The sequence below is a fragment of the Streptomyces pseudogriseolus genome (assembly GCA_002154585.1).
Taxonomy (GTDB): Bacteria; Actinomycetota; Actinomycetes; order Streptomycetales; family Streptomycetaceae; genus Streptomyces; species Streptomyces pseudogriseolus.
On record MUNG01000138.1, the window covers coordinates 1 to 19,765 of the forward strand.

Below are 19,765 nucleotides of genomic sequence, written 5' to 3' on the forward strand. Positions count from 1 at the left end.
CTCCAAACACATAGGCGGCCCAGGGGGTGGGGGAGAAGGTGAGGTGGGGGCCGCCTATGTGTTTGGAGTCGCGGATGTGGATGGTGCGTGGTGCCGTGGCGACCTCGACGCAGGCGGCGCCGTCGGGGTTGCTGTAGCTGCTCTTGCGCCAGTTCAGTGCCGTACGGGACTGCGCGGTCATGTCTCCTCCAGCAGCTTCTCGATGTAGCTCAGTGACGTGCGGGGCCTGAGGGCCTGTGCCCGGATGATCCCATAGCGCAGCTCGAGGATCTGGAGCTCGCGGCGGTCCGAGGTCAGCCGGCTCACGAGCTGGATGTCGCTGTGGCCCACGGTGGCGCCGTCTCTGAGCCGCAGCAGATGGAAGGGCCCGTCGAGCCCGCCGTTGTCCTCGGAGTCCAGCGGCAGTACCTGGATCTCGACGTTGCGCATCTGCCCGACGGCGTCCCTGCTGGTGGCCGAGCTGGCGGCCAACGCCGTACGGCACGGACGGGCGCGGGGCCGTGACTTCGCCCTGCGCCTGACCCTGTACGCGGAGGACGCGACGCTCCGTATCGAGGTCACGGACGCCCGCCCGGACCGGAGCGTGCCGCTCCCCTGCACGCTCACCCCTGCCGACGTCGACACGGAGTCGGGCAGGGGCCTGCTGCTGGTCGAGTCCCTGTCCACCCACTGGGGCGCGACGGCGGGGGACCCGTACACGAAGACGGTGTGGTGCGAGGTCCCGCTGACGGGGCGGCCCGGATAGCGGGCGTCGCTCCGGACGCGGTGTCCTCGTCCGCCTCACATTTCTCCGGGCTACGTCGTCATGTCGGTGAGGGCGGCGACCGGCGCCCGGAACGGAGTGAGGAAATGAAGGTCTTCATCGCTGGTGGGCGCGGCCGTGTCGGGTCCCCTCTCGCTGACAACCTGGAGGTCAAGGGCATCGAGGTGGTCTCGGGAGGGCTCGAGGACGGGATCGACGTGATCTCGGGCAAGGGGCTGGCCGAGGCTCTCGTCGGAGTGGACACCATCGTGAACGTCCTCAACACCCCCCGCTTCGATGCGGAGGGGGCCATCTCGTTCTTCGAGGGAGCGATCAGCAACCTGACGGCGGAGGGCGAGCGGGCGGGTGTGCGTCATCACGTCGTGCTCTCCATCGTCGGCGTCGGACAAGGGGACGCGTCCGAGGTCGGGTACTACCTCGGCAAGGTGGCGCAGGAAAAGGCCGTGCGATCCGCTTCGATCCCCGCCACCATCATTCGGGCCACTCAGTTCCAGAGCTACATTCCTGTCCTCATCGACCAGCACACCGTGGACGGAAAGGTTCTCGCCCCGAGGTCGTTCATCCAGCCCGTCGAGCTGGACGAAGTCATCGAGCTGCTCGCCGAGGCCGTCACGAGGCCGGAGCCGGGACGTGCGGTCGAGATCGCCGGACCCGACCGCTTTTACCACGACGACCTTTTCCGTGCCACGCTGGCCGAGCGCGGGGACGGGCGTGAGGTCGTGACCGTGGAGGCTCAGGAGCCCCTGGATGGCATGGTTCCGCGCGGCGCGTACCGGAAGGGAACCGTGCGGTACCCCATCGCGGGAATTCCCACTGCCTGAATGCGATAGTGGAAAGGCGCACTGCGCTTGAATTGGGAAAGGGTGCCCCATGCCGGAAGATTATCCTCACGAATCCGCGGAGTGCGGGGAATGCGGGGATGACGGGAAATGTGAGCGTGATGCGTCACATGCGCTCGATGCGATCATGGCGGAGCGGCATCGTCTGCTGTCGCTGGCCTTCCGCATGACGGGCACCCTGGCCGATGCCGAGGACGTCGTGCAGGAGACGTATGCGAGGTGGTACCGCCTCGATCCCGGGGAACGCGACGACATCGCCGTGCCCGCGGCATGGCTGATGCGGGTGGCGAGCCGCATCTCGCTCGACCTGCTCGGTTCGGCGCGGGCGCGACGGGAGACGTATGTCGGGCAATGGCTGCCCGAGCCGGTCCCGGCCGACCTCTTCGCGGACACGGCCGCGGCGCCGCTGAACTCCAGTGATCTCGCCGCCGATCCGCTCGATCGCGTCACCCTCGACGACGCCGTCAGCATGGCCTTGCTGACGGTCCTGGAGGCCATGACGCCGGCGGAGCGCGTGACGTTCGTGCTGCACGACGTGTTCGGCGTCCCGTTCGACGAGATCGCTGATGTCGTGGGCCGTTCGTCAGCGGCGACACGGCAATTGGCGACGTCCGCCCGCCGCCACGTACGACGAGGAAGACGCGCACAGGTTTCTTCCCACCAGCATGACGAGGTCGTCCGGGCATTCCGGGGTGCGGCTGTCGGAGGGAACATCGAGAGTCTCCTCCGCGTGTTGGCTCCCGACGTCGAACTACGCGTGGACGGCGGCGGCTTCGTCAATGCCGCACCTCAGGTGATTCGTGGGTCGGATCGCGTGGCGCGGTGGTTCATGGGCGTGATGCGCAAGCAGCCCGCCCTCCGCCTTGAGCGACGCGACACGGCTGACGGTCTCGGTTACATCCTTCTGACGGAGGGGAGCCGGCACGGAATCGTCACCTTCGACGTCAGAGAGGAAGGCATTACGAACGTGTGGCTGATGCTGAATCCGATGAAGCTGACGAATTGGTCATCCCGATAGGGGCTGTCAGCGCCACTCGGGCGGGATGTCGGCGAGCTGCTTCAGCGGGTCCGCCTGCGGGTCGACCCGCACCGCCGCGCTTGCCTCCTGCAGATGGCCCACCGACACGAGGGCCGTCTCAACTGCCCTCCATTCGCCCAACCTGGACGCACCGCCCCGACTACGCGTCCTCGCCGACGGCTACGGCCTGTCGACGCAGGGCCGCGTCCAACTGCCCGCCGCGGTCGAGCAGGTCACGGACGTGTGCCGGGCGTTCGTCGCCCGCCGCGTGGCCGAGGGCGACCCGGCGTTCGTCCGCGCGCTGGCAGAGCGGGGCGGCTGGGACCGCTGGGACCGGATCCAGACCTGGCCGGCGGACCACCGCGGAGAGTTCACGACGGCCCTGCTGCGCACCTGACGAATACACTGGGCGGCTCTTCACAGTGCGGAGGTTCGCTTGGCACGGCAGAGCCCGCTCGGGCAGGACTTCCGGCGGTTGTGGAGTGCGTACGCGATCAGCGCGGCGGGCAGTGCCGTCGGCATGGGGGCATTGCCGCTGATCGCCCTCCTGGTGCTGGATGCCTCGGCGTTCCAGGTCTCCCTGCTCGCCGCGTTGTCCGCGGTGGCCAGCGGGATGATCGCCCTGCCACTCGGCGTGCGTATCGAGCATCAGTACAAGCGGCCCGTCATGATCACCGCCGATCTGGCCCGCTGCGCGGTGCTGGCGAGCGTTCCGGCTGCCATGGCTTTCGACGGGCTCACCTTCGCCCACCTGTGTGCGGTCGGCGTTCTGCAGACGGCGGCGTCCGTGGCGTTCGACGCGGCGAGCGGGGCTCACCTGAAGGCACTCGTCGTGCGCGACCAACGCCTGCGTGCCAACAGTCTGTTCGAGACGACCAACTGGATCACCGTCAGCGCCGGACCGCCCGTCGGCGGGTTCCTGATCGGAGTGCTGGGCGCGGCCACCACGTTGGTGGTCGATGCGCTGTCCTTCCTCGGTTCTGCGCTGGGCATCCGCCGGATTCAGCGGCCTGAACCCGCGCCACCGGCACGCTGCGCCACCTCTCACCTGGGCCGTGACGTCGCCGCCGGTTGGCAGTACCTCCTACGGCACCCGGGACTGCGGCCGTTGTTCTTCAACGCGCTCCTCTTCGGCGGAGCCATCATGATGGCGTCACCGCTGATGGCCGTCCTCATGCTGGACGACCTCGGCCTGGCACCGTGGCAGTACGGCCTCGCCCTCGGACTGCCGTGCCTGGGCGGAGTGCTGGGCTCACGCCTGGCTCCGCTGCTCGCCCGGCGATTCGGACAGCGCCGCGTCCTGCTGGTGTCGGGTGTGGCGAGGACGCTGTGGACGATTCTCCTGCCGCTGGCACCTTCCGGCGCCCTCGGCGTGTTCGTCATCGTGGCCGCCGACTTCGGCCTGCTTCTCTCCGCCGGCGTCTTCAATCCGTCGTTCACCACCTACCGCATGGCCGCCACCCCCGACGCGTTCATGTCCCGCGTCGCCACGTCCTGGTCCGTCGGCGCCAAGACATGCCAGGCCGTCTGCATGATCGCCGGCGGCCTGATCGCCGCCGCAGCCGGCGTACGAGGCGCCCTGCTCATCGCCGGTTCACTGTGCATGGCGAGCGCGCTGCTCCTGCCGTGGCGGGAGATGCGTATCTTCAGGGGGTCTGCTTCAACGCCCGCAACCGAAGGGACGCCGTCCCCGGCTACGGATGGCTCGTCGGCCTAGCAGCGTCGCCGTCGCCGTCAGCGGACGGTCACCGCTATCGCTGTGCGACGGCCTTGAGCCAGTCCTCCACCGTGACCACATCCGCCCACTGCGGAAACAGCTTCTCCGTGAGCATCCGGTGCACCTCCGGGTCGGTGTCGCGACAGGCGTCCGCCAGGACGGTGAGGCCGAAGTCCAGGTCGACGGCGTGCCACAAGGTGGACAGCACGACGGCGCTGGTGGCGATGCCGGTGAGGACAAGGCTGTCGATGTCGCGCGCCCTGAGCACCAGGTCGAGGTCGCTGCCCGAGAACGCGCTGCCCCGCCTTTTGGTGACCACCACGTCGCCCTGCTGGGGCGCGACCTCGTCATGGATCTCGGTGCCAGGGGCCCCCTCGGTGAACAGGCCGGCCCGCACGATGTTGGCCATCACCTTGCTGCGGTGACTGACTTCGGGATCGCCCGGCCGTAACCATCACCACGTGGATCACGGGGATGCCGGCAGCCCGGGCACCGTCGATGGCCCCGCGCAGACGCGGCAGGTATCCGGAACCGTCGTCGGCGAGGGCCACGACGTCCCGTTGGACGTCCATCACCAGAAGTGCGCTGTTCGCCATGCCCGCCGTCCCTTCTGCCGATGGACAACAGAAGCAAGTCTGGCGGATCGAGCGAGCGGCGGTGGGGGTTTCGGAGATCGCCCGACGGCCGGGCCCGGGCCCCGGTCTCGGTCGATCGGTGTAGGTCTCCCGCCTCAGGTGCGCCGCGCGTACGTTGACTACGGTCGGCCTCATGGGAACCACGGACATCGTTTGCCGCCCGACGGCGCAGCGCGTACGCGACACGCTCGAGCGGCTCGGCACCGAGCGGGACGTGTGGGTGTCCACGGCCCACCCCGAACACGGCCCGCACCAGGTGCCGTTGTGGTTCCTGTGGGACGGGCAGGCGGTGTGGTTCTGCACCGGGGCCACGTCCGCGACCGTACGCAACCTCCGGGCCGAACCCCGCGTGCGTCTGGCATTGCCGGACTCCTACGACGTCGTGCTCGTCGAAGGCGAGGCGCAGTGCTTCACGGACCGGGAGGCACCCGAAGCCGGGGCGCGCGCGTTCGCCGCCAAGTTCGGGTGGGATCCCCGCGCGGAGGACGGCCCCTTCGTGTACGTACGCGTCGTCCCGAGGACCGTACGCGCATGGCGCGGTGAGCCGGAACTGCGCGGACGCGTCGTCATGCGCGACGGGGCCTGGCGGGGGTAACCCTGGGGTTCACGGCGGGACCTCGCCAGCCTGCCGGACGTGACCAACTCGTCTGCGGGCACCGCCGACACCGACGTCGCCCTCGCTGCCGTGCGGGCCGGGGCGGACGTCGTCCGGGCGATGTACGGGCGGCGGCTCGGCCGGATCGACTCGACGGCGCTACCGGCAGCTTCGTCGAGTGGGAGAACCGGCACGGCGCCGTTGGGCGGGCGGACAGCACCTGTACCGGCACCGGGCTCACGCTGACGCACGACGCAGGGACCGGTAACCCCGGCGAACTGGAGGCCCCGGCACGCACCAGCGTCCGGTGAGCGAGCCGCTCCCACGCCCACGGGCGTAGCACCTCACGTCCGTGAGAACCCCGCCCACCCCGCCAGCCCGAACCCGCTCCCCTCCCGCCGGATCTCGAACGCCCCCTGGCCCGGGAGATGGGCCGGGAACACCAGGGCGCCGTGGTCCGCCGCGTAGGCGAACATCCGTGCGCGGCTGGTCCGCGCGCCCTCCTCGTCCTCCTCGAAGCAGCTGTTCAGATGCGGCTCGTGGATCTGGATCGCCCCGTGCAGCAGGTCGCCGGCGAACACCGCGCGGTCGCCTCCGGACTCCAGGTGGACGACCGACGAACCCGGGGTGTGGCCCGGCGCGGGCTCGAGGCGCAGGTTGCCGTCGATGACGTAGGAGTCCTCCCACGGCGTGACGAGCCCCGCGTCGAGCACGGGCTGGACGCTGTCCTCGAACACGTTCTGGTTGCCGCGCCCGAACACCGTCCGGTGCAGGTTGTCGGGGTGCCAGTACGCCAGGTCGATCGCCGGCATCAGGTACGTCGCATTGGGAAAGGTGGGCACCCAGTCGCGGCCCTCGAGGCGGGTGTTCCAGCCGACGTGGTCGTCGTGCAGGTGGGTGTTGACCACGAGGTCGACGTCCTCCGGGCGGACGCCGGCGGCGGCGAGGTTGTCCAGGTAGCCGGTGTCCAGGTACGACCAGATCGGTTGCAGGGGACGGTACTTGCCGTTCCCCGCCCCGGTGTCGATCACGACGACCCGGCCCTCGCTGCGCAGCACCCACGACTGCGTGGCGACCCGGGTGAGATCGGTACGGGCGTCCCAGTGGTCCGGGTCCAGCAGGGCGGCGTGCCGCTGCCACTCCTCCGGCGTGCTGCCGGGGAAGAACACGTCGGTCGTCATGGGGGAGACCTCGGAGAACTCGACGACCCGGGTGATCTCGACGTCCCCCAGGCGGAGCGTGGTGACCTCGGGTGGTGTTGTGCGGGCGGTGGGCATGAGACTCCTACGTATGCCTTCGTAAGCGCAATCCAGCTGGGCCGGGCGGCCCGTACGACCGACTCTGCGGGCCGCCGCCCGCAGGGACCAGGCCCGCCCCTGCCTACCCCTGACAGGTGCAGGCTGCGGGCACCCGCCCCCGCGCATACTGGGCGCATGGACCGCACATCACCGCTCGGCGCGTTCCTCAAGGCCCGGCGGGCGCGGCTGAGCCCCGACGACGTCGGTCTGCCCCGGTACGGGGACAGGCGGCGCGTCCCCGGGCTGCGCCGCGAGGAGGTCGCGCTGCTCGCGGGCGTCAGCGCCGGCTACTACACGCGCCTCGAACAGGGCCGGCAGGCCAACGCCTCACCGGAGGTCCTCGACGCGCTGGCGACGGCGTTGCACCTGACCGCCGCCGAACGGGACCACCTGCGCGACCTGTCCTCGACACCCGGCCACCGCACCCGCGCGGCGACACCCGGCGGCGCGGAGACGGTCTCCGCCGACCTGCGCACCCTGCTCACCACGATGGGCCACGTCCCCGCCCTCGTCGTCGGCCGCCGCAACGACGTACTGGCCTGGAACCGCTCCTGCCACGCCCTCCTCGCCGCGCACCTGGACTTCACCGCGCCCGACGGCCCCGGCACCCGCCCCAACCTGACCCGCCTGGTGTTCCTGGACGCCCCCACCCGCACCCTCTACCGCGACTGGCCCGCCAAGGCCCGCGCGGTGGTCGGCAACCTCCGCATCCTGACCGCCCGCAACCCGGGCGACGCCCACCTCACCGCCCTGGTCACCGAACTCCGCGCGCTCAGCCAGGAGTTCACCGCCTTCTGGGACGCCCACCCCGTGGCCCCCTGCGGCCGTGACGTGTACGCCCTCGTCCATCCGGCCGTCGGCGAACTGACCGTCACCCAGCAGACGTTCGACGTCCCGAAGGAGCCACACCAGTCCCTCGTCACCTTCACGGCGGAACCCGGCTCGCCCTCGGCGGCGGCCCTCGCGGCTCTCGACCAGGTCAGTGCCGGAGCCGGATCCGGCCGGCCGTGAAACGACTCCGGGCGGCGCCCGCTCGGTGACGCGGGCGCCGCCCGGAGCGACGTCGAAGGCAAGGAAAGCGAAGGAACTCGTGTCAGAAGGAGTTGAGAAGGAAGTCCCTTCATGGCCTTGCCGCGAGCAACGCTAGCACTCAGTCCGGGATCAGGTCGCGCAGATTTTCGCGGGTGACGACCACGGAGTCCGGGTGTAGACCTTCAGGACGTTCGAGGCCGATGTACGTCACGGGCTCGTCCGGCACCCGCCCGCCGTCCCACACGTCCACGGCGGTGCCCTGGTCGGCCAGCAGGCCGGTCAGGTACCGCACCGTCAGGTACTCGCGCTCCACGACGGCCCGCACCACCTTGGACACCGACACCTGGTTCTCCTCGACCCGGTTGGCCGACGAGATGCCCCTCAGGTAAAGGTGGAGCCACTTCGCGCTCCAGCGCCCGTCGTCCTCCTTCCGGAACACCAGCGGCAGGGCCACCCGGCCCGTGCCGCGCAGGTCCGACTTCATCCGCACCGTGCGCGGCTCGTACGGCCGGCCCTTGTGCTCGCCGTCGCGCAGCATGAAACCGAAGAACGACTCCTCGACCTCGTCGAAGCCCTCCCCGGAGAAGATGTTGACCTGCGGGACGATGAAGGTGCCGCGCACCCGGCCCAGCGACAGTTCGATGAACTCCGAGGCGCCGTCGGGTGCTTCGGTGACATCTCCCGAGTGCACGCCCGCAACGTTCTTGAGCGAGGTGTAGGACAGCCAGGCGTCGGTGCTGAAGTCGCGGTGGAGGAGCAGCGCCGAGAGGTCGTAGTCGGTCCGTTCCGCGGACTGCTTCCAGTACGTGAAGAAGCGCAGCCGTTCGCCGGTGACCGCCGAGACCGAGCCTCGCGGCAGCACCCCGAGCCCTGCCGCGGCCGCCCTGCCGCTCAGCGGGAGCGCCACGTCGAGGACGTCCGGGTCGAGCAGCAGCCGGCCCGGTACCGGGAGCCTGCGGCGCATCTCGGCGTCGAGGGCGGTGACCAGCCGGTCGCGGTCGGCCGCGGGGACCGGCGGCCGGGCGTCGAGGACGACCCGGCCACGGCCCCGCCGGTTGACGAAGATCCGCGGTTCGCCGGTCTCCCGCTCCCGGTTCTGGAAGTGCTCACGGACCGACAGCACCACCCGGCCGGAGACCTGGGGCGCGACCCGCACCGCCGCGGCCACCACCGCGTCCCTCTCCTCCTGACCGGAGGCGATACGCAGGAGGAGGTCCAGGGCCCGGAACAGCCTGCCGGGCGCGGCCTCCAGCAGCCGCACGGCGCCGGGGACGTCGTACGCGTCGAGCATCCTCTCCAGACGGCTGTCGAAGGACCGCGCCTCCTTCTCCCCGCGCGCCACGGCGAACACCTCGGCCGCGTGCGGCCAGCGCGGGTACTCGTGCGGATGGAGCCGCTCACCGAGCCGCTTGAACGGCTCGCGGTGCGCGTGCACGTCGGCCACCTTGGCGGGGTTCGCCGCGATCACGGCGTCGAGGCCCGCGAGCAGGGCGCGGCGGACCGGCCGGGGCAGGGAACGGAACCGGGTCGGCTCCCGCAGCGTCACGTCGCCGCCCGACAGGGCGCAGGCCAGGCGCAGCACGTCGGTGACGGTGTCGAGCAGAAGGTCCGCGCCGGCCATGAGCCGCGCCTCGTTGACGACCGCCCGGTTCTCCCGGACCGGGATCGACTCGGGCTGCGGCCCGAGCGCGCACCGCTGGGCGAGGGTCTTGAGGTCGTCCAGGTGCTCCTCGCCCAGCGGCGTCGCGCTGCCTGCCAACGCCAGCTAGAGGCCGGTGAGTTCGTCGTCCAGGTTCCGGCCCAGGTGCAGGACGGTCACGCGGTCGCCCGCCGAGGCGATCAGCTCCTCCTGCGCCGCGAGCAACTGCTCGTAGGTGTGCTGGTAGCGGCCGTACGTGGGGAGGGTGAGCAGGTTCAGCACGCCGTGCGACAGCTGCGTCAGCACGCTCTCGCGCGACGCGTCGTCGTCGAGGGCCTTCGCCACGCAGCTGATCCAGAACTCCTCGGTGTCCGGCACGTTCGCCGGGAAGTCGATGAAGTACGCGTTGTGCCGGACGTGGTCGCCCACCATCTCGCTCACCGCGCGCAGGGTGCGCCGGGCCGTGTGCACGACCGCGGCCTCGGACAGCCCGGACAGCCGCGCCAGCAGCTCCGCCGAGAGCTTGAAGCCCACGGACATCAGCGCGGCGTCGAACTGCCGTGCGGCGGCGGCGCCGTCCCCGGCGGAGCCTTCAGGGGAGGGGACGCGGTGGGTGTGCCGAATGACCAGTGATGCGAGACCGTGCGTCATCCGGCGATGGTCGCAGAGGTGTACGAACCGGCGCACCGGAGTTTTCGTACGCTCCCGGAGGCGTCACACGGACGTCGGCAGCGAAGTCCCCGTCTCCACCGCCAGCGCGGCGAGCAGCCAGTCATGGGCGGCGCCCGGTGTCGGTTCCGGACGCCGGCCCGGCTCGGTGACGACCTCGGCCACCAGCTCCCCGTACCGGTCGATCCGCGGGTCCGCCGCGAGCTGCCCGGCCAGCCGGCGACGGAATCCCGCGCTGTCCCGGACGCCGTACGTGCTGGTGTACGCGTCGACGAAGCGGACGTGGACGTGATCGACGTACCGAACGGCCGTCACGCCTTCGAGACCGTGGACCTCACGGACGAATCCCGCGACGCGGTGCGGCGTGCGATGCGGGTGGTGCTGGGTCGGCTGGGCCTGAGGTAGGTCTGCCCGTCACCCCCAACACGCGGATCACGCGGGTCTCGCGGGGCGACGACACGGGCCCCCGGAGTCGGCGAGTGGGCCCCGCGGCGGCGGTACGGCGTGTAGAACTCGTACCGCCGCCCGAAGGGCTCAGCACACCCGGCGACCGGAGAGGACAAGCCTGTGCACGATCTCGCGGACTCGGTCGAGTCGATGGAACAACTCGCCTCCGTCTGGCTCCCCTTGGTGCTCGACCGTGACCCGGAGGCGGACGTCCGTGACCTGCCGGGCATCGCCGTCCGGTGGGCCGACAGCCGGTTCGCCTTCTGGAACTGCGTCACCCTGACCGGCGTGGGCACGGACGCCGAGCTGCTGGAACGGCAGCTGAAGGAGGCCGCGCAGATCATGCGCGGGAAGAGCCGCCCGGGCTTCCTGTGGGTCTTCGAGGACCTCCTCGACGACGAGGCGCGCGCCACGCTGGACACGGCCGCCGAGCAGGCCGGCCTCGCGTACGCCTTCCCCGGCACCGGCATGGCGGGCGACCTGCTGCCCCTCCCCGCACCGCACCACCCCGACCTGACGTTCGAGCGCGTGACCACGGAGGAGCAGCTGCGTGCCTACGCGGACATCAACGCACGCGCCTACGGCTTCCCCCTCGAGGACGGCCGCGACGGCCTCATCGGCTCCACGCTCTGGAAGGACGGAATCCACGCCTACCTGGGCGTGCGCGACGGCACCCCCGTGGCCTGCGCCGCCACGGTCGAAGCGCAGGGCCGTCTCTTCGTCCTCCTCGTCGCCACCGACCCTCAGTGGCAGCGCCGGGGCTACGGGGAGGCAGTGACCCGCAAGGCCCTGCACGAGGGCGCCCGCGCCACAGGAGCGACCCGGGCCACCCTGCACGCGACCGCCGCCGGCGCACCGGTCTACCCCCGGATCGGCTTCCGCCCGAACTCACCGATGCGGTTCTACGGCCTGGCGCCCTGAGCCGGCGGACGCCCGTGGCCGCCGGCTCAGGATCAGTACACGATCTCCGGCGGCCGGTACGGCGTCCACCAGCTCAGCAGGCTCCACACACCGAGCGCGAGGACCGCCACCGCCGGGAGGAGTGCGAGCCAGGGGCGACGCAGCACACGGAGGGCGAGGAGCCAGACGGCCGTGGGCAGGAGCGCGCCTCCTGCGGCGATGAGGGGCAGGTCCACGTAGAGGACGCTCAGGTCGCGATGCAGGCCCTCGAACCCGCCGTGGACGCTGACCCTCGCCTTCGGCGCCCAGGCCAGCACGGCGGTGACGGCGCCGACGAACGCCAGGAGCAGGCCGGCACAGCCGCGCGTGTGTTCCCTCATGCCCTGGTCCGACGCGCTCACCGCACGGGCGGTTCCCCGGCCGTGGACGGCCGTGCACGGCCGTGACCGGGTCGCCTACTGCCGGTACCCGCTCAGGAACCGCCCGATGCGGCCGATCGCCGCCTCCAGGTCCTCCGCGTGGGGGAGGGTGAGGATGCGGAAGTGGTCGGGGGAGGGCCAGTTGAAGCCGGTGCCCTGGACCACCTGGATCTTCTCCCGGAGCAGCAGGTCCAGGACGAACCTCTCGTCGTCGTGGATCTTGTGCACCTTCGGGTCGAGGCGCGGGAACGCGTACAGCGCGCCCTTCGGCTTCACGCAGCTCACGCCCGGGATCTCGTTCAGCTTCTCCCAGGCCACGTCCCGCTGTTCGCGCAGCCTGCCGCCCGGGGCGGTGAGGTCGCGGATGGACTGCCGGCCGCCCAGCGCGGCCTGGATGGCGTACTGGGCGGGCGCGTTGGCGCACAGCCGCATCGACGCCAGCATGGTCAGACCCTCGAGGTAGTCCTTCGCGTGCTGCTTCGGGCCGGTCACCACCAGCCAGCCGGAGCGGAAGCCCGCCACCCGGTACGTCTTGGACAGGCCGCAGAAGGTCAGCACGACCAGGTCGGGGGCGAGCGCGGCGGCCGAGTGGTGCACGGCGTCGTCGTACAGGATCTGGTCGTAGATCTCGTCGGCGAGGACCATCAGGCCGTGGCGGCGGGCCAGGTCGAGGACGCCCTCGACGACCTCCTTCGGATACACCGCGCCCGTCGGGTTGTTGGGGTTGATCAGGACGACGGCCTTGGTGCGGTCGGTGATCTTCGCGGCCATGTCGTCGAGGTCCGGGTACCAGTCGGCCTGCTCGTCGCACAGGTAGTGCACCGCCTTGCCGCCGGCCAGGGTGGTCACCGCCGTCCACAGCGGGAAGTCCGGTGCGGGGATGAGGACTTCGTCGCCGTCCTCCAGCAGCGCCTGCACGGCCATGGACACCAGCTCGGAGACGCCGTTGCCGAGGAACACGTCGTCGACGTCGACCTCCAGACCCAGCGTCTGGTAGCGCTGGGCGACCGCGCGGCGGGCGGACAGTATGCCCCGCGAGTCGGTGTAGCCGTGCGCCTGCGGGAGCATCCGGATCATGTCCTGGAGGATCTCCTCCGGCGCCTCGAAACCGAACAGGGCCGGATTGCCGGTGTTCAGGCGCAGCACGCTGTGCCCCGCCTCCTCCAGCGCGTTGGCGTGCTCGATCACCGGGCCGCGGATCTCGTAACAGACCTCGCTGAGCTTGCTCGACTGCCGGAACTCCATGCGCCCCTCCGGTTTCTGGTGTTGCTTGGTTTTACCAAGTGGGTGCTTGGAAAGTCCAACGACATGTCTAGACTGCGGGGCATGCCACCTCGCCGAAGCTACGACCAGTACTGTTCCGCCGCCCGCGCGCTCGACGTCGTCGGCGACCGCTGGACCCTGCTGATCGTCCGGGAACTGCTGGCCGGGCCGCGCCGCTACACCGACCTGCACGCGGACCTGCCGGGCGTCAGCACGGACGTACTGGCCTCACGGCTGAAGGACATGGAACGCGACGGCCTCACCACCCGCCGCCGCCTCCCCCCGCCCGGTGCGGCCTACGTCTACGAACTCACCGCACGCGGATGCGAGTTGCTGCCCGTCCTCCAGGCGCTCGGCGCGTGGGGCGAGCCGGAATTGGGCGAACGCCGTCCGACCGACGCGGTACGCGCCCACTGGTTCGCCCTGCCGCTGCTGCGGGCGCTGGAGGGCGAGGGGCTGGTCGAAGTACGCCTGGACGAGGGCCGTTTCCACGTCCACGCCGGCGCGACCGACGGCCCCGTCTACGGCGACGGCCCGGCCCCCGCCGACCCCGACGCGGTGCTCACCCTCGACACCCCCACCTGCGTCGCCCTCAGCCGAGGCGACCTGCCTCTCACGGAGGCGATCCGGGACGGCCGGGTCGAGGTCACCGGCGACAGCCCCCTCGCCAAGCAGCTCAGGGAGGCGTGAGGGGCGCCGCGTCCCGCGCTCAGGTTCCGGCGAACCGCGCCGCGAGCTCGCGATGCCGGGCGGCGGCCTCTGCGGCCTGGACCGGGCCGACAGGGGCTCCGGGCATACCGGCCAGGCGCTCCACCCACTCCGCGAGGCGCAGATGCTCGCTCCGCGCATGCTCCCGGCATGCCAGACACGTGACCCTGTCCGGGCGCGGCGAGGTCATCGCGTAGGGCACACGCACCCCGCACCCGGTCGTCACCTCGGCCGGCAGGTCGCCCGCGAGCCCGAACGTGGACGCCGGCAGTCCCCGGAAGGCGGCGGCGTCCCGTCCCGCAGCCGCGGCGACATGGATGCGCGGATCGCGCCCGTCGGTCATCCGCCCATCATCCTCCCGGCGGCGGCCGTTCGGCACATGCCGCCAGTGATCTCCGGGAGGCCACGGGAAGAGGCGGAACGCAACTTCGACAGCGGCCCGGGGCGAGGGCTAACTTCGCCTGGCCCTGGACGACTTCGCGCCCGGGGCGCACCCCTCGCCGTCCCGACCCAGGGAGACGCATGCCCCGCCTCGCGCTCTACACCTTCGGCGTCCTCACGTTCCCCCTCTCCGACCCCGCCCCCAGCACCCGCGAGTTCTACGACCTGGGTGAGGCCGTCCACCGGAGGATCGCCGCGCACCCCGGGTATCTCGCCCGCGCCGAACCGGCGGGCGGTGAGCAGGGCGTGCTGTTCGGGGTGGACTGGGGCGCGTGGGGCGAGTTCGCCGTGCCGGCGTGGTACGCCAAGGCCCGCACCCCGGAGACCACCGCCCTCGCGGCGACCCTCTCCCTCTGGACCGACCCGCGCTCCGCCCGCGACGCCGTCTACAGCGGCCTCCACCGCGAGGCGCTGACCAGACGCCACGACTGGTTCGAGAGGTCACCGCACCCGACCCACGTGCTCTGGTGGGTCCCGGACGACGGGACCCCCACCTGGCAGGAGGGCGTGGCCAAGCTGGAACGTCTCCAGGACCACGGTCCCGCATCCCAGGGCTTCACCTTCCACCACCCGTTCACCCCGGCCGGTACTCCGGGAAGGCCCTCGCGGCGACCGGCGCACTGACCCGGCTGGTCACGCACCGCCGCGTCCGACTCCCGGCAGGCCGGCGGGCAGCAGCCGCCCCCGGCCTGCCGGGTTCCACCCCGGCCGGCGGCGCCCGGACCACGCCCGGCGGCGCCGTCACCACCGCACTGGCTGCCGCATCCGAAGGCGTCCCCGGACAGCCGGAAGGCCCGCACAAGGCGGGCCTTCCGACCAGACAGCGCGGGGGAGACCTACGCCCCCGGCGGCACGTGCCGCGGGCGGCCCGGTCCCCGTGTCAGGCGGTAGCCGAAGACGCCCGCCAGGGCGGCCAGGGCGCCGCCCGCCGCCGTCCAGACCCAGCGGTCGGACCACCAGCCGGAGGTCCAGCCGTCCTCCGGCTCCAGACCGGCCAGCACGGCCGACGGCGAGTCGTCGTCGCCCTCCGCCTCCGGCCGGGAGGCGATGCCCGGTACCAGCGGCTCGGACAGCGAGCCGTCGACCGCCGCAGCGCCGCCCATGTCCGCGGACTCGACGCGCAGTTCGGCGTCGACGGGCTGGCCCAGGTCGTCCGCCGACAGCTTCAGCGCCGTCAGGCGCACGTAGTACGTGCCGGGCAGCGGGTCGTCGGCCCACGGCTCCGACCAGGCGCGGACCGTGCGCAGCACGCACGCCAGTTCCACGCTCGCCGTGCCCGGCCCGGCGGTGCGGGTCTGCGCGCCGTACTGGCAGGCCTGGCGGCGGCGCAGCCCGTCGTACACGTCGACCTGCCACGTCTCGGCGGCGTGACCCTCCGGCAGCTTCACCGTCGCGCGGACGGTGGGCCGCTGCCCGGCGTCCGCGGGGAACGACCAGTACAGGTAGTCACCCGTGGAGGCCCGCGCCGTGGCGGTCTGGCCCTGCTCGACCTCCGTCGCGGTGCGGAACGACGTCCCCGCGCGGGTCGGCCCGCCGCTGTCGCCGGAGGCCTCCGGGGACGGCGAGGAGTCGGCCGCGGCGGGCGCGGCGGCCAGCCCCAGCGTCAGCAGGGCTGCACTCAGTATGCGTATCGCGCGCATCAGTTGGTCCTCCAGACAGCGACCCGCCAGCGGGACAGCCAGCCCCAGACGAGACCGGCGAGGAAGCCGGTCACGACCAGCGCGCCCAGCAGCCACCAGCCCCGGCCGAGGCCGAAGGAGGCGACGTCGGACGCGTCGTCCGGGCCGTCGACGACGTCGACCGTCAGCTCCAGCGGCAGACCGGGCGTGGTCTTGACGCCGGCGTCCGCCGAGAAGGAGGTGGTCACCCCCAGGCACACGGTCTCCGCGGCCGGCTTGCCGCTGTCGTCGTCCTCCAGCTCCGGCTTGGGGTAGCGCAGGCCGGTGGACACCACGTCCGTACGGCCGTTGCCCGTGGCCTCGCCGCGCACGATCTCCCGGTCGTGCACCGTGACGGCACGCACCAGCAGCCCGTGATCGGGACGCACCGCGCGGTCCGCCGCCACGCTCACCGAGGCGCGCAGCTCCTGCCCGGCGAGCACCTCCACGCGGTACCAGCGCTGCTGGCCGAACTCCTCGCGGTCGGTGTAGAGACCGGACGTCAGCACGGGCGCCTTGTCGCACGAGCCGGCGCCCTCGGTGGCCACCGGGGTCACCACCGGCTCGGCCGCCCGGTCCACCAGCTCGTTGACGCGGTCGGTGAGTTCGTCCTGGTGCTCGACGGAGGTGTAGGTGCCGCCGGTCGCCTCGGCGATGCAGCTGAGCTGCCGGCTCAGCTTGGCGTTCGGCACCAGGCCCAGCGTGTCGATCGTCAGGCCGATGCCCCGGGCGGCGATCTCGCGGGCCACCTCGCACGGGTCCAGCGGGGCGCAGGTGTCCTCGCCGTCGCTGATCAGCACGATCCGCTTCGAGCCGTCGCCGCCGTCGAGGTCGTCGGCCGCCTTCAGCAGCGCCGGGCCGATCGGCGTCCAGCCGGTCGGGACGAGGGTCGCCACCGCCGTCTTCGCCTCGGTGCGGTCCAGCGGACCCACCGGGTAGAGCTGCGCGGTGTCCTTGCAGCCCTCCTTGCGGTCGTCGCCGGGGTAGTTCGCGCCGAGGGTGCGGATGCCGAGCTGCACCTCCTCCGGCGTCGCGTCCAGCACCTCGTTGAACGCCTGCTTGGCCGCCGCCATCCGGGACCGGCCGTCGATGTCCTTGGCGCGCATCGAGCCGCTCACGTCGAGGACGAGGTCGACCTTGGGCGCGTCCTGGCCCGTGGGTTCACCGGCGGCCGCCCCGGCCGGGAAGGCGATCCCGGCCGTCAGGGCGGCGAGCAGGGCGATCGCGCCTGCCACCGGCCGTGTTCTTCTGATCATCGGCGGATCCTATTGATCAGGAGCGCCGCACTCCAAAACGCACCGTCACCTGGTCCCGCAACGCCGGGGATTGGGCAGGTCCGCCCACCGGTCGCCCGCCCCCGGCGACAGCCGCATCAGCGTCAGCGCCTTCGCCGGCAGCGGTTCGTCGAGCAGCGCCGCCAGATCCGCCGTGCGCGGCAGGTCCCGTACGGCGTCCTCCAGGGCCGCCCGCAGCGCCGCACCGGACCCCGCCGTCCCGGCCAGCGCGCCCGCCACCAGCGACCCGAACAGCTTGCGGCGCAGCGCCACCGCGTCGTCCGTGACCATGCGGGCCGGGACGTCCGGCACCGGGATGCCGTGCCGGGCCAGGCGCGCCGGTGAGACGCGCAGATCGGCGAGGTCCCGGTAGACCAGCCGTACCGGCTCCCCGTCCGGCGACAGCACCACCAGCAGGTTCTGTCCGTGCGCCTCCAGCGCCACCCCCAGGTCCAGCAGCCGCAGTCCGGCGGTGAGCGCCAGCCGGGCCAGACGGGCCAGCCGGGCGGGGGAGCGGGGCAGGTCGGTGAGGGCCAGCGCCGCCACCGGCACCACCCGCTCCCCGGGACCCGTGTACGCCTCCGGCGACTCCCGCAGCAGCGCCGTCAGATCGGGCGAACCGGCCGCCACCGCGCCCAGTGTGCGGGTGACGCGCAGCAGCCCGTCCGTGCGCTCCGCCACCGCCTGCCCGAAGTCCGACAGGACCGCCGACGCGGCGGCCGACCCGAGCGAGATGTCCCGTACCGAGGACGTCAGCCGGGCGGACAGCGCCGTCTTGACGTGCGGCCCCTCCGGCAGCGCGAGCGTGCGCAACGCCATGAGCGGATGCGCCGTCAGCGTGCGTGCCGTCGGCGGACGCACCGCGAGCGCCCCTTCGCCCGCCCGCTTCAGCACATGCGCCGCCTGCCAGGGATGCACCGGCACCAGCACCCGGTCCCCCTCCCGCAGCCACTCCGGCCACACCCCCGACACCAGGCACTCCCGGGCCGGCACCGGCAGCAGCCTCAGCTCCACCACCGGCCGGTGCTCGGGGCCGTACGCGAGCTGCTCGGCCACCGAGAAGCCCGGCCGGGAACGGCAGTTCGGATGGAAGGGATGCCCGTCGACCACCCGCTGCTCCCACTCCCAGTCCCGCGCCGGCGCCGCGTCCCCGGGACCCCCGAAGTTCCGCTGCCCCGCCCGCGACAGCGCCAACGAGGCCGTGCTGTGCGCGAGTTCGGCGGCGAACGCACCCGAGTGCGGCACCGACAGGCCCGCCATCAGCCGCGCCGGGTCGTCGTACTCCGCCCCGTCCAGCCGTACGGCGCGCACGCGGGCGTCCGTCGCGTACGGGTCCGCGGGCGGGCCCTCCAGGCGCCGCCCGTCCGCCAGCCGCAGCACCACCCCCGACCGTCCGCCCGCACGCCCCGCGACCCAGGGCAGCGGGTCGTGCGTCAGCCCCCGCCACAGCCGGGTCAGCACCGCCGCCCGCGCGCCGGGCAGCGCCCCCGTGTACGCCGGCAGCAGAGCGGGCCGTACGGCGGCCAGCTCCTCGGCGATCTCGGCCTCGGCGGTGGTGGGACGCGGCACGGGCACACTCCTCGGATCGGCGGAAAGCTGGGACGTACAGGGGGACCATGACAGACATACTGATCGTCTCCGCCGGACGGACCGCGGAGACCGGACAGACCGTAGGGAACCGAAACGCGTGGACCTCATGCCCCCGCCCGCGGACGACGACGCGGCGCGCCGCGCCGGCCTGGCCGGGCGTGCCGACGCCCACGCCGCCGTGCCGCTGCTGAACTGCCTGCTGCGCGAAGTGGCCGAACCCCTGCCCGGGGCCGCCCGCCCGGACGGCCCGCGGACCTACCGGCTGCCCCACACGCGGCGGCTGCTGCGCGTGCGCGGCGCCCGCCGCCCCACCGCCCCCGAGGTGCACACCGCCGGGTCCTGGCGCCTCCTCACCCACACCGAACTGGTCAAACTCGTCGCCGAGGAGCTCCGCCGGCACACCGGCCGCTCCAACCACGAACTGCCCGCCGAGATGCTCGACAGCCGCGACGCCGTCGCCGCGCTGCTCGCCGCCCGCGACCAGGCTGCCCCGCCCGACGATCTCTACCGGCGCTCCGAGCAGTCCCTGCTCACCGGCCACACCCACCACCCCGCCCCCAAGGCCCGCGGCGGCGGCCCCGCGGCCTCCTGGCTGCCGTACGCGCCCGAGGCGTACGCCCGCTTCCCGCTGACCCTGCTCGGCGTGCGCGAGGACTGCCTGCTGGACGAGGGCGACACCGCCGCGCTGGACCGTCTCGACGCCGCCCCGCCCGGCTACCGGCTGCTGCCCGCCCACCCCTGGCAGCTCGACCTCGCCGCCGACGACCTCGCCCCCGCGTTCGCCGACGGGCGTCTCGTCCGGCTCGGTGAGACGCGCGGGGCGGTGTGGCCCACGGCGGCCGTCCGCACCGTGTACGCGC

General features: G+C 72.4%; 20 protein-coding genes and 3 pseudogenes. 11 read left to right on the top strand and 12 right to left on the bottom strand.

Annotation, left to right across the window (positions count from 1 at the left end; all coding sequences use genetic code 11):
- On the bottom strand, nucleotides 1-181 hold a 181-nt coding region (locus tag CCN29_RS14100; protein ID WP_107481699.1), incomplete at its 3' end, for a DUF397 domain-containing protein.
- Nucleotides 178-429: a Scr1 family TA system antitoxin-like transcriptional regulator gene (locus CCN29_RS14105; RefSeq protein WP_307784497.1), complete on the bottom strand. Its 252-nt coding sequence runs from the start codon at nucleotides 427-429 to the stop codon at nucleotides 178-180. The genes CCN29_RS14105 and CCN29_RS14100, both read right to left, overlap by 4 nt.
- On the opposite strand from CCN29_RS14105, the gene CCN29_RS14110 reads away from it, so the two are divergent.
- The 5 genes and pseudogenes from CCN29_RS14110 to CCN29_RS14130 all read left to right on the top strand — a co-directional run bounded on the left by CCN29_RS14110 (nucleotide 314) and on the right by CCN29_RS14130 (nucleotide 4,337).
- Nucleotides 314-745: an ATP-binding protein gene (locus tag CCN29_RS14110; RefSeq protein WP_373297204.1), complete on the top strand. Its 432-nt coding sequence runs from the start codon at nucleotides 314-316 to the stop codon at nucleotides 743-745. The genes CCN29_RS14105 and CCN29_RS14110 overlap by 116 nt on opposite strands.
- A 104-nt stretch (nucleotides 746-849) precedes the next feature.
- A complete protein-coding gene (locus tag CCN29_RS14115; RefSeq protein ID WP_086682203.1) occupies nucleotides 850-1,584 on the top strand; it encodes an SDR family oxidoreductase in 735 nt (244 codons plus the stop codon).
- A 49-nt stretch (nucleotides 1,585-1,633) separates the two neighbouring features.
- On the top strand, nucleotides 1,634-2,620 hold the full coding sequence (gene sigJ / locus CCN29_RS14120) for an RNA polymerase sigma factor SigJ (RefSeq protein WP_086682206.1): 987 nt from the start codon (nucleotides 1,634-1,636) through the stop codon (nucleotides 2,618-2,620).
- Nucleotides 2,621-2,738: 118 nt separating this feature from the next.
- Nucleotides 2,739-3,017: pseudogene (locus CCN29_RS14125) on the top strand (aminoglycoside phosphotransferase family protein); the annotation flags it as partial.
- Nucleotides 3,018-3,056: 39 nt separating this feature from the next.
- Nucleotides 3,057-4,337: an MFS transporter gene (locus tag CCN29_RS14130; protein WP_086682209.1), complete on the top strand. Its 1,281-nt coding sequence runs from the start codon at nucleotides 3,057-3,059 to the stop codon at nucleotides 4,335-4,337.
- 34 nt (nucleotides 4,338-4,371) lie between these two features.
- Here CCN29_RS14130 and CCN29_RS14135 read toward each other — a convergent pair.
- A pseudogene (locus CCN29_RS14135) lies at nucleotides 4,372-5,122 on the bottom strand (cysteine hydrolase family protein).
- Between CCN29_RS14135 and CCN29_RS14140 the strand changes: the two are divergent.
- Entirely contained in the window at nucleotides 5,106-5,567 is a 462-nt protein-coding gene (locus CCN29_RS14140; RefSeq protein ID WP_086682212.1) for a pyridoxamine 5'-phosphate oxidase family protein, read from the top strand. The pseudogene CCN29_RS14135 and the gene CCN29_RS14140 overlap by 17 nt on opposite strands.
- 344 nt (nucleotides 5,568-5,911) lie before the next feature.
- Here CCN29_RS14140 and CCN29_RS14150 read toward each other — a convergent pair whose 3' ends face one another.
- A complete protein-coding gene (locus CCN29_RS14150) occupies nucleotides 5,912-6,844 on the bottom strand; it encodes an MBL fold metallo-hydrolase (protein WP_006136884.1) in 933 nt (310 codons plus the stop codon).
- A 156-nt stretch (nucleotides 6,845-7,000) separates the two neighbouring features.
- Here CCN29_RS14150 and CCN29_RS14155 point away from each other — a divergent pair, with 156 nt between their 5' ends.
- Nucleotides 7,001-7,876 (top strand): helix-turn-helix transcriptional regulator, encoded by an 876-nt coding sequence (locus CCN29_RS14155; protein WP_086682217.1) that lies wholly within the window; start codon nucleotides 7,001-7,003, stop codon nucleotides 7,874-7,876.
- Nucleotides 7,877-8,015: 139 nt separating this feature from the next.
- Here the strand turns inward: CCN29_RS14155 and CCN29_RS14160 are convergent.
- Both CCN29_RS14160 and CCN29_RS14165 read right to left on the bottom strand, forming a co-directional pair.
- Nucleotides 8,016-10,187, bottom strand: a pseudogene (locus CCN29_RS14160) (TerD family protein).
- Between the two features lie 63 nt (nucleotides 10,188-10,250).
- A complete protein-coding gene (locus CCN29_RS14165) occupies nucleotides 10,251-10,520 on the bottom strand; it encodes a hypothetical protein (protein ID WP_442538369.1) in 270 nt (89 codons plus the stop codon).
- A 252-nt stretch (nucleotides 10,521-10,772) separates the two neighbouring features.
- Between CCN29_RS14165 and CCN29_RS14170 the strand changes: the two genes are divergently transcribed.
- Nucleotides 10,773-11,573, top strand: coding sequence for a GNAT family N-acetyltransferase (locus tag CCN29_RS14170; RefSeq protein ID WP_086682220.1), 801 nt, complete (start codon nucleotides 10,773-10,775; stop codon nucleotides 11,571-11,573).
- Between the two features lie 32 nt (nucleotides 11,574-11,605).
- Here CCN29_RS14170 and CCN29_RS14175 read toward each other — a convergent pair whose 3' ends face one another.
- Both CCN29_RS14175 and CCN29_RS14180 read right to left on the bottom strand, forming a co-directional pair.
- A complete protein-coding gene (locus CCN29_RS14175) occupies nucleotides 11,606-11,932 on the bottom strand; it encodes a hypothetical protein (protein WP_031023126.1) in 327 nt (108 codons plus the stop codon).
- Nucleotides 11,933-12,007: 75 nt separating this feature from the next.
- Nucleotides 12,008-13,216, bottom strand: a complete 1,209-nt coding sequence (locus tag CCN29_RS14180) for a pyridoxal phosphate-dependent aminotransferase (protein WP_006136894.1) — start codon at nucleotides 13,214-13,216, stop codon at nucleotides 12,008-12,010.
- An 81-nt stretch (nucleotides 13,217-13,297) separates the two neighbouring features.
- Here CCN29_RS14180 and CCN29_RS14185 point away from each other — a divergent pair, with 81 nt between their 5' ends.
- Complete coding sequence (locus CCN29_RS14185) at nucleotides 13,298-13,924, top strand: winged helix-turn-helix transcriptional regulator (RefSeq protein ID WP_086682222.1); 627 nt, start codon at nucleotides 13,298-13,300, stop codon at nucleotides 13,922-13,924.
- A gap of 19 nt (nucleotides 13,925-13,943) precedes the next feature.
- Here CCN29_RS14185 and CCN29_RS14190 read toward each other — a convergent pair whose 3' ends face one another.
- On the bottom strand, nucleotides 13,944-14,285 hold the full coding sequence (locus CCN29_RS14190; RefSeq protein WP_086682225.1) for a hypothetical protein: 342 nt from the start codon (nucleotides 14,283-14,285) through the stop codon (nucleotides 13,944-13,946).
- A gap of 179 nt (nucleotides 14,286-14,464) precedes the next feature.
- On the opposite strand from CCN29_RS14190, the gene CCN29_RS14195 reads away from it, so the two are divergent.
- Nucleotides 14,465-15,007, top strand: coding sequence for a DUF3291 domain-containing protein (locus CCN29_RS14195; RefSeq protein ID WP_086682227.1), 543 nt, complete (start codon nucleotides 14,465-14,467; stop codon nucleotides 15,005-15,007).
- A 212-nt stretch (nucleotides 15,008-15,219) separates the two neighbouring features.
- On the opposite strand, the gene CCN29_RS14200 is transcribed toward CCN29_RS14195, so the two are convergent.
- Genes CCN29_RS14200 through CCN29_RS14210 form a run of 3 tightly spaced genes read right to left on the bottom strand, consistent with a single transcriptional unit; the run spans nucleotide 15,220 to nucleotide 18,884 of the window.
- Nucleotides 15,220-16,023, bottom strand: coding sequence for a hypothetical protein (locus CCN29_RS14200; RefSeq protein WP_006136897.1), 804 nt, complete (start codon nucleotides 16,021-16,023; stop codon nucleotides 15,220-15,222).
- Complete coding sequence (locus CCN29_RS14205; RefSeq protein WP_031065229.1) at nucleotides 16,023-17,297, bottom strand: VWA domain-containing protein; 1,275 nt, start codon at nucleotides 17,295-17,297, stop codon at nucleotides 16,023-16,025. The genes CCN29_RS14200 and CCN29_RS14205 overlap by 1 nt, the downstream gene beginning before the upstream one ends.
- A gap of 45 nt (nucleotides 17,298-17,342) precedes the next feature.
- A complete protein-coding gene (locus tag CCN29_RS14210; protein ID WP_086682230.1) occupies nucleotides 17,343-18,884 on the bottom strand; it encodes an IucA/IucC family protein in 1,542 nt (513 codons plus the stop codon).
- Nucleotides 18,885-19,011: 127 nt separating this feature from the next.
- Between CCN29_RS14210 and CCN29_RS14215 the strand changes: the two genes are divergently transcribed.
- The coding region (locus CCN29_RS14215; protein WP_442538370.1) for an IucA/IucC family protein at nucleotides 19,012-19,765 on the top strand (754 nt) is incomplete at its 3' end.